Source organism: Aeromonas sp. R1-2, from assembly GCF_040908505.1.
Lineage (GTDB): Bacteria > Pseudomonadota > Gammaproteobacteria > Enterobacterales > Aeromonadaceae > Aeromonas > Aeromonas veronii.
The window spans coordinates 20,066-32,315 of the sequence record NZ_JBFODU010000014.1 but is presented as its reverse complement, the minus strand read 5'-3'; the positions used below and the strand labels follow the sequence as shown (position 1 = coordinate 32,315).

Annotated in this window: 9 protein-coding genes; 3 read left to right on the top strand and 6 right to left on the bottom strand. The window is 58.5% G+C overall.

The window, feature by feature from the left end; all coding sequences use genetic code 11:
- Positions 1 to 33: 33 nt before the first annotated feature.
- Positions 34 to 1,587 (bottom strand): PAS domain-containing methyl-accepting chemotaxis protein, encoded by a 1,554-nt coding sequence (locus AB5Y76_RS05060; protein WP_005361477.1) that lies wholly within the window; start codon positions 1,585 to 1,587, stop codon positions 34 to 36.
- Positions 1,588 to 1,910: 323 nt separating this feature from the next.
- The gene (locus tag AB5Y76_RS05055; protein WP_201986760.1) at positions 1,911 to 2,981 is read right to left on the bottom strand and encodes a permease; all 1,071 of its coding nucleotides are present in this window, start codon (positions 2,979 to 2,981) and stop codon (positions 1,911 to 1,913) included.
- A 106-nt stretch (positions 2,982 to 3,087) separates the two neighbouring features.
- Between AB5Y76_RS05055 and AB5Y76_RS05050 the strand changes: the two genes are divergently transcribed.
- Positions 3,088 to 3,414, top strand: coding sequence for a helix-turn-helix transcriptional regulator (locus AB5Y76_RS05050; RefSeq protein WP_128815807.1), 327 nt, complete (start codon positions 3,088 to 3,090; stop codon positions 3,412 to 3,414).
- Positions 3,415 to 3,501: 87 nt separating this feature from the next.
- On the opposite strand, the gene AB5Y76_RS05045 is transcribed toward AB5Y76_RS05050, so the two are convergent.
- Positions 3,502 to 4,884, bottom strand: coding sequence for an amino acid permease (locus tag AB5Y76_RS05045; protein WP_201986762.1), 1,383 nt, complete (start codon positions 4,882 to 4,884; stop codon positions 3,502 to 3,504).
- A 348-nt stretch (positions 4,885 to 5,232) separates the two neighbouring features.
- Here AB5Y76_RS05045 and AB5Y76_RS05040 point away from each other — a divergent pair, with 348 nt between their 5' ends.
- Positions 5,233 to 5,568, top strand: a complete 336-nt coding sequence (locus AB5Y76_RS05040) for a hypothetical protein (protein ID WP_201986878.1) — start codon at positions 5,233 to 5,235, stop codon at positions 5,566 to 5,568.
- 239 nt (positions 5,569 to 5,807) lie between these two features.
- Here AB5Y76_RS05040 and AB5Y76_RS05035 read toward each other — a convergent pair whose 3' ends face one another.
- On the bottom strand, positions 5,808 to 6,620 hold the full coding sequence (locus tag AB5Y76_RS05035; RefSeq protein WP_005344832.1) for a pyruvate, water dikinase regulatory protein: 813 nt from the start codon (positions 6,618 to 6,620) through the stop codon (positions 5,808 to 5,810).
- Positions 6,621 to 6,967: 347 nt separating this feature from the next.
- Here AB5Y76_RS05035 and ppsA point away from each other — a divergent pair, with 347 nt between their 5' ends.
- The gene (gene ppsA / locus AB5Y76_RS05030; RefSeq protein WP_201986763.1) at positions 6,968 to 9,340 is read left to right on the top strand and encodes a phosphoenolpyruvate synthase; all 2,373 of its coding nucleotides are present in this window, start codon (positions 6,968 to 6,970) and stop codon (positions 9,338 to 9,340) included.
- 67 nt (positions 9,341 to 9,407) lie between these two features.
- Here the strand turns inward: ppsA and AB5Y76_RS05025 are convergent, their stop codons facing one another.
- Positions 9,408 to 9,866 carry a hypothetical protein gene (locus AB5Y76_RS05025; RefSeq protein WP_101529965.1) on the bottom strand — a complete coding sequence of 153 codons (459 nt, stop codon included), beginning with the start codon at positions 9,864 to 9,866 and terminating at the stop codon, positions 9,408 to 9,410.
- 18 nt (positions 9,867 to 9,884) lie between these two features.
- On the bottom strand, positions 9,885 to 11,759 hold the full coding sequence (locus AB5Y76_RS05020; protein WP_201986765.1) for a S8 family serine peptidase: 1,875 nt from the start codon (positions 11,757 to 11,759) through the stop codon (positions 9,885 to 9,887).
- Positions 11,760 to 12,250 lie beyond the last annotated feature (491 nt).

The following is a 12,250-nucleotide window of genomic DNA, read 5'->3' as shown; positions in this document are numbered from 1 at the left end:
CCCTTCGTTTACATGGACTTTATCTGCATGTTGCTATCCGAATGTCCGGCTTAAGTCCTTGAGCTGGCTCGCTTTACTCTGCAAGTTGGCACTGGTTTCACTCACCTGATCGATTTTGAGGCTGTTATCGTGAGAGAGCGAGGATATCTGGTTGATATTGCGACTGATCTCCTCGATGACCGCTTGTTGCTCGGTGGCTGCGGCGGTGATCTGGTTGGAAAAATCAGAGACCTTGTCTATCTCGACCACAACCTGATTCAGGTTGCCGGTGCTTGCCCGGGTGGTGGCGAGGCAGGCGTTGGTTCTGGTCACATTGAGATGCATCATCTCTTTCCATCCCCCAAGGGTTTGCTGGATATGGCCAATGCTGTTCTGGATCTGCTCTGTCGCCTTGTGGGTTCTGGTCGACAGGCTGCGAACCTCGTCCGCCACCACTGCAAAGCCGCGCCCCTGATCGCCGGCCCGTGCGGCTTCGATGGAGGCATTGAGCGCCAGCAGGTTGGTTTGATCTGCAATGCCGCGAATTTCGCTCATGATGGTGCCGATCCGCTCGGATTCGCTCGCCAGTTCGACGGCTGACTGAAAGGCTTGCTCCGCTTGAGTAGCAAGCGCCGACATCTCTTCTCCTGCTTCCGAAAGCTGGGTGCTGGTGGTGATGCAGTGGCTACGGGCCTCTTCAATCTGGCTGTTGCTGTCTTGAATATTGCGGTTGATCTCCTCGGCGGCCGAAGCCATCTGGGTGACGGCGGTGGCAATCTGCTGGATCTGCGTGTCTTGCGAAGAGATATCCTGGCTGGCCAGCGAGGCAGAGCCGCGCAGGTCATTGGCCATGGCATTGAGCGAAGCCGTGGTGTCATCCACCCTGCCGAGTACGGTACGGATCTTCGCTTGCCCGAGCTTGATATGGAAATCGGCAATGCTGTGGGGGGCATCCCCCGAGAAGATAAGGCGGCTGATGCTGTCGTAATCCTGCTCGAGCTGCTGCAAGAATCGCGGTGTGAGGAAGAGGGGGTGGCGATTGAACCAGATGGCTGCCAAGAGAGGAATGATGACCCAGAGCGCCTGCAGCGGTGAGAGCAGCCAGAGCGCGCTGATCACGCTGACGAGCAGCAGAGGTATGGTCATCATGGCCGGTGTGAGTTGACGCAGGCCCATGTGAATGGCAGAGCCGGTTTCACGGGCTTTAAGGGTTTTGTACATCTTGCTGGCACGCGCTTTGTGCTCTGCTGCGGGACGGCAGCGGACGGATTGGTAACCCACCATCTTGCCATCTTCATAAATCGGGGTGACATAGGCATCAACCCAATAATAGCGACCATCCTTGCAGCGGTTTTTTACCATGCCTCGCCATGGTTTGCCTGCCTGCAGGTGGGCCCAGAGATCGGCAAACGCTGCCTTGGGCATGTCGGGGTGGCGCACCAGATTGTGATGCTGCCCCAACATCTCTTCCAGGCGATAGCCTGCCACCTGACAAAACGCCGGATTGGCGTAGGTGATGTCCCCTTTGAGGTCGGTCGTCGATACCAACTGGATATCGTCGGCAAATTCAACCTCGGTATCTGTGGTGTGAAGCGAGCTGGTTACCATGATCAGGCTCCGGTTTCGGCGTAACGGAATACTTCGTTTGAGTATGGCAGAGGATGTTCATTTATTGTGTTGTTGCACATTAACTCTTGTGCTACTGCGTGGGGACGGGATGGGTCTCACATTTTTACAGTACGGTTCGGCGAGGGGAGGCAAGCCATGTCACATGGCCCGGAGAGCAGCAAACCCTCATCCTTTGGCTGTCTCAAATTGACTGCCGTACGGAATAAACAAACGCCGATCATCCGAGCGGCGTTTGTCTATGAGGTGCCGGATGGTTTCACACTCGGCTGCTTTGGCATTTTGCCTGTTTAAAGATGGGCGACTTAAAACAACAGTTGTGTCAGGTAGCCCATCAGGATCGCCATGCCGAGGATCACGGTAAGAAAGGCCGCAATCATCGGTGTTCTGAACATCGATTTGAGCAGGATCACCTCGGTCAGGCTGGCACCGGCACTGCCGATGATCAGCGCCATGACGGCGCCCATCCCCATCCCTTTGCCCAGCAGCACCGACGCCAGCGGGATCACGGCCTCGGCACGGATGTAGAGCGGGATCCCGACGATGGCACTGAAGGGGATGGCTAGCGGGTTGTCGGCACCAGCATGGGCGGCGATCCACTCGGCCGGAATAAAACCGTAAATAAACGAGCCGATAAGCACCCCCAGCAGCAGGAAGGGCAATACCGCTTTGAACTGCTGCCAGGCATCGAGGCGAGCTTTGACCCAGGCGGTGGGGAGCTGTGGTGCTCTGGTCAGGGTTGCCGTGCCATCGCCGCAGCAGGAGAGGGTGGCCTGTTCTGCCATCTCTGGTTGCGGTGCCGGGCAGCACGCTGACCCGTTGAGGGGTTTGATTTCGCGAATGGCACTGCGTTGGTTGTCACTGCAATGTGCTTGAGTGGTGGTGCGGGTCGCCGGGCCACAGCCGCTACCGCAAGAGGGGGTGGCCTCTTTGGGGTCGATGACATGGCGCTCGAACCCCAATCTGTCGAGCAGCATGCTCGCCATGACGGAGACGCTGGCGGCGATCACGGCGTAGAGCAGGGTCACTTTCCAGCCGAAGGTGGCCCACATCAAGCCGACGATGATGGGGTTCAGCAGTGGCGAAATAAACAGGAAGGTGAGGGTGGGGCCAAAGCCAGCTTTGGCCGAGAGCAGCCCTCTCAGCATGGGGATGGTGGAGCAGCTGCAAAAGGGGGTGACGGCACCGAGCAGGGCCGAGAGCAGATAGCCCTTGCCATGTCTCGCCCCCAGCATCCGCTGGATCTTCTCGTCGGGGATCTTCTGACGGATCAGGCTGACCCCGGCGCTAATGACCAGAAACAGCACCGACAGCTCGACAGCCAGAAACAGGAACATCTGGGCTGCATCGGTCAGCATGGTTAACCACTCATTCATTGTCGTATCCTCACTTGGTTTCTATATTTCCAAAATAATCGAAATGAATGGCCGGTCAAGATATTTCTGGTATTATCGAAATATCAAATTTGTGGAGGGCGCAGAGATGCAACTGGAAGAGGTCGCCAAGGCATTGAAAGAGCTGGGTCATCCGACCCGGCTGTTTATCTTCAAGCATCTGGTCAAGGCGGGAGAGCAGGGGTTGCCGGTGGGTGAGCTGCAAAAGCAGCTGGTGATCCCCGCTTCCACCCTCAGCCACCATATCGCGGCGCTGGTCTCAGTGGGGCTGGTGAAGCAAAACCGGGAGAGTCGCACCCTGCTTTGCGTCTCTCAATACGCGGTGCTGGAGGAGATCATCGCCTTTTTCCGCGATGAGTGTTGCGTCAACAGCCCGGAGCATCGGCAAGATCAAAGGCAAGAGCTGCCTTCCTGAGGGCTATGGCTGCGAGTAATGCTGCGCACAATAAAAAACGCCGATCATCCGATCGGCGTTTTGCATTGTTTTTCTCAGTTGCGGGCATTAACCCAGATTGGCTGCAACCTTGCTTTGGGCTTGTCCTTTGCGCTTGATGACAAAGCCAATGCCCAATACCACCAGCCAGGCGGGGATCAGTTCGACCGAGATGCGGAAATCGGGGGTCATATACATGATCACCAGAATACCGGCCATGAACGCGAGGCAGAGATAATTGCCGAAGGGGTACCAGAACGCCTTGAACTTGGGCTGGACATCCTCTGCGACCTTGGCCTTGCGGAATTTGAGGTGCGCGAGGCTGATCATCGCCCAGTTGATCACCAGTGCGGAGACCACCAGCGCCATCAGCAGGCCGAACGCCTTGCCCGGCATCAGGTAGTTGATCAGCACGCAGAGCAGGGTGGCGATGGCCGAGACCGAGAGGGCAACCAGCGGCACGCCGCTCTTGTTGGTCTTGAGCAGGGCTTTCGGGCCGTTGCCCTGTTTGGCCAGACCGAACAGCATCCGGCTGTTGCAGTAGACGCAGCTGTTGTAGACCGACAGTGCCGCCGTCAGCACCACGATGTTGAGTACGGTGGCGACCAGATTGCTGTCCAGTGCGTGGAAAATCATCACGAACGGGCTGCCGCCTTCCACCACTTTACCCCAGGGGTAGAGGGACATCAGGATAGCCAGAGCACCGATGTAGAAGATGAGGATGCGGTAGATCACCTGATTGGTGGCCTTGGGAATGCTCTTCTCGGGATTGTCCGCTTCGGCGGCGGTAATACCAACCAGCTCCAGACCGCCAAAGGAGAACATGATCACCGCCATCGCCATCACCAGACCGCTGATGCCGTTGGGGAAGAAACCGCCCTGAGCCCACAGGTTGGTGACGCTCGCCTCGGGGCCGCCGGCACCGGAGAGGAGCAGATAGCCGCCAAAGCCAATCATGCCGATAATGGCGACCACCTTGATGATGGCGAACCAGAACTCCATTTCGCCAAACGCTTTGACGTTGGAGAGGTTGATGGCGTTGATCAGCACGAAGAAGAAGGCTGCCGACATCCAGGTCGGGATCTCGGGCCACCAGTACTGGACATAGATGCCCACTGCGGTCAGCTCGGCCATGCTCACCAGCACGTAGAGCACCCAGTAGTTCCAGCCGGACGCAAAACCGGCAAACTCGCCCCAGTATTTGTAGGCAAAGTGGCTGAAGGAGCCAGCTACCGGCTCTTCAACCACCATTTCACCGAGCTGGCGCATGATCAGGAAGGCGATAAAGCCGCCGATGGCATACCCCAGCAGGACTGAGGGGCCTGCCATCTTGATGGTTTGGGCAATGCCCAGAAAGAGGCCGGTGCCGATGGCGCCGCCCAAAGCAATCAACTGAATGTGGCGGTTTTTAAGGCCGCGCTTCAGCTCCTCACCGTCTTGTTTCAAATCCATAGGTCTGTCCTTACGTCTCTGTTGTCTCTGGTCGGTGTTGGGCTCATCCTGAGCAGGCACGCAGTGCGTAGCCAAAACCTGACGAAAACTGTATTTATTTCGTTACACCATGCCATTTTCAATTTTTAGTGTTGGCTGGCAACCGAAGCAGAATAGTGATAATCCGCCATGAATGCACCTGTTTTCCATCTCTAATGGCCGTGTTTTGTACCAAAGGCAGCTTTTTCATGATCTGAAGAGGCTTCTTGGCAGTTTCTGGTTGATGTTTGCACAATCGAATTCTGTTTTATTGACATTTTGTATTATTGGTGTGCTTTTGTGGTGTCAGGTCACAAATGGATGCAAATGATGCCAAACAAGCGAGAGTACAGGGAAGAGTGCAGGGAGTTGGAGTACAGAGAGCGCGAAAGCGTGCTGCAACAAGGGGTTGCCCGGGGTGTACTGGTGGCGCTCTGGTTAGGGATTGCCGCCAGTCCGCTGTTGTTGCTGGTGGCCGCGATTATGTTGCTGGGTTGGCTGTTACTCGGTGATCAGGAGTTGCTGCCCTACTGGCAGCCGCTGTTGCTGGTGGGTGGGGTAACGGGGGCGCTCGTTGGCGGCTGGCTGGCGGAGCGGGTTCGCCTGCGCCACGGTTTGCTGGCCTTCTATGCCCGGTTGATGAACAACCCTGAGCTCAATCGTTAGTTAACGCTGGCTGTTTGCCGAGGGCAGCAGAACGGAATCGAATAGCGGCTAACTGGCAGCAGGTGATAAGGGCACAACGCCAAGGTCGACAAGAAGAGGGATAAGCATTTGTGGTGCTTATCCCTTTTTTACCCACGCTTTTCACTGTCATCTATGTGAATTGCAGTTCGCCACAGCTGACTTTCGCCGCGACACTGTAATTTTTATCTTTTGTTGATGCCGATAGCTGTCAAGCTGGCTTAACAGAGCTGGCGGCGCAGACCGGTTGCCTCGAGAACCTTGGCGCTGATCTCCTCCACCGAGTGGGAGCTGGTATCCAGGAAGCGTATCGCCTCCTGGCGAAACAGCCTCTCCACGCAGGCCAGCTCCTGCTCGCACTGTTCGATGGAGGAGTAGCGGCTGTTTGCACGGCGCTGGTTGCGGATCTCGTGCAGCCGCTGCGGCGCTATGGTGAGGCCAAACAGCTTGTGACGGTTGGCCTTGAGGGGGGCGGGCAGCTCCAGCATGCCCATGTCCTGCTCGATAAAGGGGTAGTTGGCGGCACGAATGCCAAACTGCAGCGCCAGATAGAGGCTGGTGGGGGTCTTGCCGCAGCGGGAGACCCCGATCAGGATGATGTCCGCCTCATCGTACTCCTTGGTGGTGATGCCATCGTCGTTGGCCAGTGCGAAGTTGACCGCCTCGATGCGATCGTCATAGAGCTTGCGGTTCTCCATGCCGTGGGTGCGGTGGAGGCGGGGCTCGGCTTTTACCCCTAGCTCCTGCTCCAGCGGGCTGACGAAGGTGTTGAGAAAGTCGTGGCCGCACGCTTCCGATTTCAGTACCTCTTCCCGTACCAGCGGGTCGACGATGGTGTGAAACAGGATGGGGCGCACCCCGGTCTGGCGGAACTGTTCGTCGATCCGCATCCGCACCTGACGGGCTTTCTCCAGTGTCTCCACAAAGGGGATAGTGATCTGCTCGAAGGCCAGCGGAAACTGGCTCAGTACCGCGTGGCCGAACACTTCGGCGGTGATGGCGGTGCCGTCTGAAACATAAAATACGGTGTGCACGTAGGGCTCCTGTGATACCGCGGGTGGGGTCGCATGGGGTAAGGGGTGAGAAGTATCTCCCGAAACCATACCAGTTTTGTCAACCGGTCTGCTGTGCCCAAGTTGTGAAGTGGCTTGCAAACCTGAATCGTTATCTTTTTGTGTCGCCATTGTAGAATGTTCCGGTCATTCGACCATCCCCACCTCTTGCTCGGGGATTTTTTTGAAAACCAATAGAAAACGTTTTCATTGTCGTTGGCAACAAAAGAAACAGACAATAACGCACCTGACTTACCCATAACCTCATCGATTAAATCGGGCGCACGAGGTGCTATGGCATCGGTGCCCACCAACCTGGAGACATCCAAGTGCAACAGTACGTGCTCTGGTACGAACAACTCGGAATGCAGGACGTAGAACGAGTTGGCGGCAAGAACGCATCCCTTGGCGAGATGATCAGCAACCTCTCTGGCGCCGGCGTATCCGTGCCGGGGGGCTTTGCCACCACCGCCTTTGCGTTTAACGAGTTTCTGGAGTCAAGCGGCCTCAACGGCAAGATCCACCATCTGCTCGACAATCTCGACGTGGACGATATCGCCGCCCTCAACCGGGCCGGTCAGCAGATCCGCAACTGGGTGATCGAAGCCCCGTTCCAGCCCGAGCTGGAGCAGGCTATCCGGGTTGCCTATGAAAAGTTGAGTGCCGGTGTCGAGGCTTCGTTTGCGGTGCGCTCCTCCGCCACCGCCGAGGATATGCCGGACGCCTCCTTTGCCGGTCAGCAGGAGACCTTCCTCAACGTACGTGGCATCGATGCCGTCATGACGGCGGTCAAGCATGTGTTTGCTTCCCTGTTCAACGATCGCGCCATCTCCTATCGGGTGCATCAGGGCTACGACCATAAGGGCGTTGCCCTCTCGGCCGGGGTGCAGCGGATGGTGCGCTCGGATCTCGCCGCCTCCGGCGTGATGTTTACCCTGGATACCGAGTCCGGTTTCAACGACGTGGTCTTTATCACCGGCGCCCATGGTCTTGGCGAGATGGTGGTGCAGGGAGCGGTCAACCCGGACGAGTTCTATGTGCACAAGCCGACTCTCAAGGGGGGCCGCCCGGCGGTGGTGCGCAAGACCCTCGGCTCCAAGCTTATCAAGATGACCTATTCGGACGATGCCGGTCACGGCCGTCAGGTGAAGATTGTCGACACCAATGAGGCCGAGCGCAGCCGCTTCTGCATCACCGATGAGGAGGTGATGGCGCTGGCGAAACAGGCCCTCATCATCGAGCAGCACTATGGCCGCCCGATGGATATCGAGTGGGCCAAGGATGGTCAGGATGGCCAACTCTACATAGTGCAGGCCCGCCCGGAAACCGTGCGCAGCCGCCAGGAGGCCAACACCCTCGAGCGTTTTGCACTCAAGCAAGCGGGCAAGGTGCTGATCGAGGGACGAGCCATCGGCCACAAGATTGGCGCGGGCCCGGCGCGGGTCATCTCCTCCATCAGCCAGATGGACGAAGTGCAACCCGGCGATGTGCTGGTCACCGACATGACCGACCCGGACTGGGAGCCCATCATGAAGCGGGCCTCCGCCATCGTCACCAACCGGGGTGGCCGCACCTGTCACGCCGCCATTATCGCCCGTGAGCTGGGCATTCCGGCTGTGGTGGGCTGTGGCAACGCTACCGATCATATTCAGCCGGGCCAGCGGATCACCGTCTCCTGCGCGGAAGGGGATACCGGTTTTATCTATGACGGCGAGCTGGACTTCGACGTGGCGGTGACCGAGGTGGGCAATATGCCGCGCCTGCCCATCAAGATCATGATGAACGTCGGCAACCCGGACCGCGCTTTCGACTTTGCCCAGTTGCCCAATGCCGGGGTAGGGCTGGCGCGCCTTGAGTTCATCATCAACCGGATGATCGGGGTGCACCCCAAGGCGCTGCTGGAGTTTGACCAGCAAACCCCAGAGCTCAAGGCCACCATCGGCAAGATGATCGCCGGTTACGACAGCCCGCGGGAGTTCTACGTGGCCAAGCTGACCGAGGGGATCGCCACTCTGGGGGCCGCGTTCTGGCCGGAGCGGGTGATCGTGCGGATGTCGGACTTCAAGTCCAACGAGTACGCCAATCTGGTGGGCGGTCGTGGCTACGAGCCCCACGAGGAGAACCCGATGATCGGTTTTCGTGGCGCATCCCGCTACATCGCCGACAGCTTCCGCCCCTGCTTTGCCCTCGAGTGCGAGGCGATCAAGCGGGTGCGCGATGTGATGGGGTTGACCAACGTCGAGGTGATGATCCCCTTCGTGCGCACCGTGGGCGAGGCGGAGCAGGTGATCGACATCCTGGCCGAGAACGGTCTGCGCCGCGGCGAGCGGGGGCTCAAGGTGATCATGATGTGCGAGATCCCGAGCAATGCCCTGTTGGCAGACAAGTTCCTCGAGCACGTGGACGGCTTCTCCATCGGCTCCAATGACATGACCCAGCTCACCCTTGGGCTGGATCGGGATTCCGGGCTGATTGCCCATCTGTTCGACGAGCGCAACGAGGCGGTCAAGGCGCTGCTGGCGATGGCGATCCAGGCTGCGCGCAAGGCGGGCAAGTACGTGGGGATCTGCGGTCAGGGGCCATCCGATCACCCGGACTTTGCCGCCTGGCTGGTGGAGCAGGGGATCGATTCGGTGTCGCTCAACCCCGATACCGTGGTCGATACCTGGCTCTATCTGGCGGAGCAGCATGGTGCCAAGTAAGTCACTGTCAAAATGAACAGCAGAAAGGGGGCCATGATGGCCCCCTTTGTTATTTGTCTGTCGCGACCTATTTCGGCTGCTGTTCGGCCCCCGACAGCTCGATCTGCACATTAACCCCTTCGCTCTTGAGCTTGGTGGCGATGGCGTTGAGATCGGTGCCCGGTTTGGCCTCCAGCAGGGCGATACCACCACTGCTCTGTTTGAAGTTCAGGCCGTGGCGAGTCGCCAGCGCCTTGGCGCTGGCATCGTCAGCTTCCACCAGCAGGGTGCCGCTTACAGTCAGCTCCGGGCTAGCGGCCCCTTGCATCAACACGTCACCGCGGCGCAGGGTCTGTTGCGGGACCTTGCTGTCAAGGCTGCGGGCGACCCGCTTCTTGCTGCCGTTGTCAGGAATGAGGTAGGTCTGGCCGTTCACCTCTATGGTGCTGTACTGCTTGCCATCCATGGTGATGGACTCCTGGGCGCAGAGCTGTCCCGAGAGGGGGGCCAGCAGGGTTGCCAGAAGCAAGGTAACAGGTTTGTTCATGGTAATACTCCTAGCGTGTTAGCTGCGGTTGGCATCGTGACCCAGGACCCGCAGGGACCATGAGATCAGCTTGCCCGGTTGGCGATTGTTGCGCTCGGTCAGGGTGGTACGCTCACGGGTCTCGCGATTGAGCAGAGAGACCTGACGGGTACCGTTGGCAACGTCGGTTACTTCCAGTCGCCATGTGCCTTGCGCCGATTCGCCGTAGAACTTGTTGGATAGCATCCGCATGTCGCGCAATCCCTTGGTTCGCACAAAGCCCAGCTGCTGCTGGTCGAGAGATTGGCCGACCAGGCTGTTGAAGGGGCTCAGCAGGATGCTGCGGGTGCCAGCGGGGGAGACCAGTTCGATCAGCAGATCGGGCAGGCGCTGATGATCCAGACTCACCATCACCTGAACCGCTTCTACCGTCAATGGTGTCGCGATGCGGGTTGTTGAGCTGGTCGGGCTGTTGCCCACATCCGCAATGGCGGCGGCACTGCCGGTGACATTGATCTTCTGCCATGGCAGCTGTACCAGCGGGGGCAGGGGCTGGTGATTGGCTGCCAGCTCAAGGGCCTTGTTGACGTCGATCAGACCGAAACCGTAAGTCGGGCTGAACCACATGCCGGCGGCATTGCGCTCCCAACCTTCCAGTCCTTTCACGTCGCGCACCTTGCCGGTGCTGCTGGTGTAGCTGACCATCACGGGCTGATGTTTGGCATCGACCCGGGTTGCGCTGCGCGCCAGCAGATCCCGCAGGTCACGTACCGACAGATCCGGGTAGGCGGACATCAGCAGCGCCATGGCGCCGGAGGTGCTGGGGGTGGCGGAGGAGGTGCCGTTCATCACGCCGTTGTAGTCGCAGCTGGCATCCAGTTGCGGGTTGCCGTGCAGCCGGTTGGTGCTGGGATCGTCGGTGCGGTTGTAACCCATGTCGCAGCCGGGCAGATCCGTGGTCACCATCGCCGGAGCGTCGGTACCGTACTCGCCGCCGGTGGCGCTCATGAAGATGTTGCTACCGACGCTGGAGTAGGAGGATCTGACTCCATCGGCGTTGAGAGCGCTTACCACCAGGTTCCAGAAGTTGCTGTTGGAGGGATCGAGGTTGCTGTTTTCAAACGGCAATTTGGGACCATTGCCGGTGCGGTTAAGCACATAGCCGCCCGCCGCTATCTTGTTGAAGCCGTTGCCGGCGGCCTTGATATAGGCCGCGCCCTGCGCCTTGAGGGTCTGCTGTTCAAACAGGCGATCAAGCTGGGATTGATCCAGAGAGTTGGCTGAGCGGGGATCCACCACACTCATGCCGTAGCTCTGGTTGAACACCCGGTTGTCGCGGCTGGCATCGCTGTCCCCAAGGGCGTAGAGCCAATCTTTCTGCAACTGCTGGCTGTTGTCATCCAGTAGGTTGAACCCTTGCAGCTGGGCTCGCGGGGCAATCCCCTTGGTGCCGATGGCGTTGTCTACCGCCGCAATGATGCCGGAGACCGAGGTGCCGTGGGCCGTATCCGGATCGGTCGGTGTCGGGTCATCGCTGCCGGTTACCACGTTTTTCGAACCCGGACGCACGTTCTCCGCCAGATCCGGGTGGGCGATGGCCAGACCATCATCCACCACGGCCACATTGACTCCCTGGCCCAGCACGCCGGTGCGATGAGCCCACCAGAGGTTGAGATCATTGCCCGCTATACCGCCACGGGCGCTGAATCCATCCTGGCCGCTGTTGAGCAGATACCACTGCTGATCCTGCAGGGGATTGGCACCTGGCAGGCAGCGCTCGGTGCTGCTGCGTCCGATATCCATGCCGCTCTCCTTGCCGCTGAGCGGCGCACAACCTTCATTTGCCTGAACGAGCGCACTGGGCAGGGTCGACAGCAGTGCTGTGATCGCCAGTGCTAACGATGTTTGCTTCATTATTTTTTTAACTCCATCTTGGATCGCACCATCCTGAGTGCGACGGAAATCTATACACGGGTGGTAGGGGTTCAAAAAGAGCCATTTTCAAAAAACGCAATGAGGTTCAAAGAAATCCGATCTGGTTTGTGGTAGGTATTCCAATGACACTGGTTATGTGTTCTATTGAGAATGGTTCTCACCGCTCGCTACTGATCTTTTTATCTGTAATTCACTCCTCTCGCGACTCTCCTTCGCCGCAGCCATCTCGATTCGGGGCAATCCCGAGGGGAGCTCGTGTGCTCTTGAACGTGAGCGGCATGGTTGTGTGTGCCAATGTGATACAGCTATGCATTCGGGGGTGACAGCAAGGGTGATGAGGTGGGACCAGCGGTTTATTGCTTGGCGGCGGTGGATGGCTCTGTTATGGTAACCAAAACAGCCGTTTGGATGGCTAGATTGCTGCGGTTTGAGAGGCCTAATCTCTGAGAGCCACCCCGCCGCAGTCCCAT

Coding starts and splice junctions, on each gene's coding strand:
- AB5Y76_RS05060 (WP_005361477.1), bottom strand. CDS start 1,587: ATGGTAACCAGCTCGCTTCACACCACAGATACCGAGGTTGAATTTGCC.
- AB5Y76_RS05055 (WP_201986760.1), bottom strand. CDS start 2,981: ATGAATGAGTGGTTAACCATGCTGACCGATGCAGCCCAGATGTTCCTG.
- AB5Y76_RS05050 (WP_128815807.1), top strand. CDS start 3,088: ATGCAACTGGAAGAGGTCGCCAAGGCATTGAAAGAGCTGGGTCATCCG.
- AB5Y76_RS05045 (WP_201986762.1), bottom strand. CDS start 4,884: ATGGATTTGAAACAAGACGGTGAGGAGCTGAAGCGCGGCCTTAAAAAC.
- AB5Y76_RS05040 (WP_201986878.1), top strand. CDS start 5,233: ATGCCAAACAAGCGAGAGTACAGGGAAGAGTGCAGGGAGTTGGAGTAC.
- AB5Y76_RS05025 (WP_101529965.1), bottom strand. CDS start 9,866: ATGAACAAACCTGTTACCTTGCTTCTGGCAACCCTGCTGGCCCCCCTC.
- AB5Y76_RS05020 (WP_201986765.1), bottom strand. CDS start 11,759: ATGAAGCAAACATCGTTAGCACTGGCGATCACAGCACTGCTGTCGACC.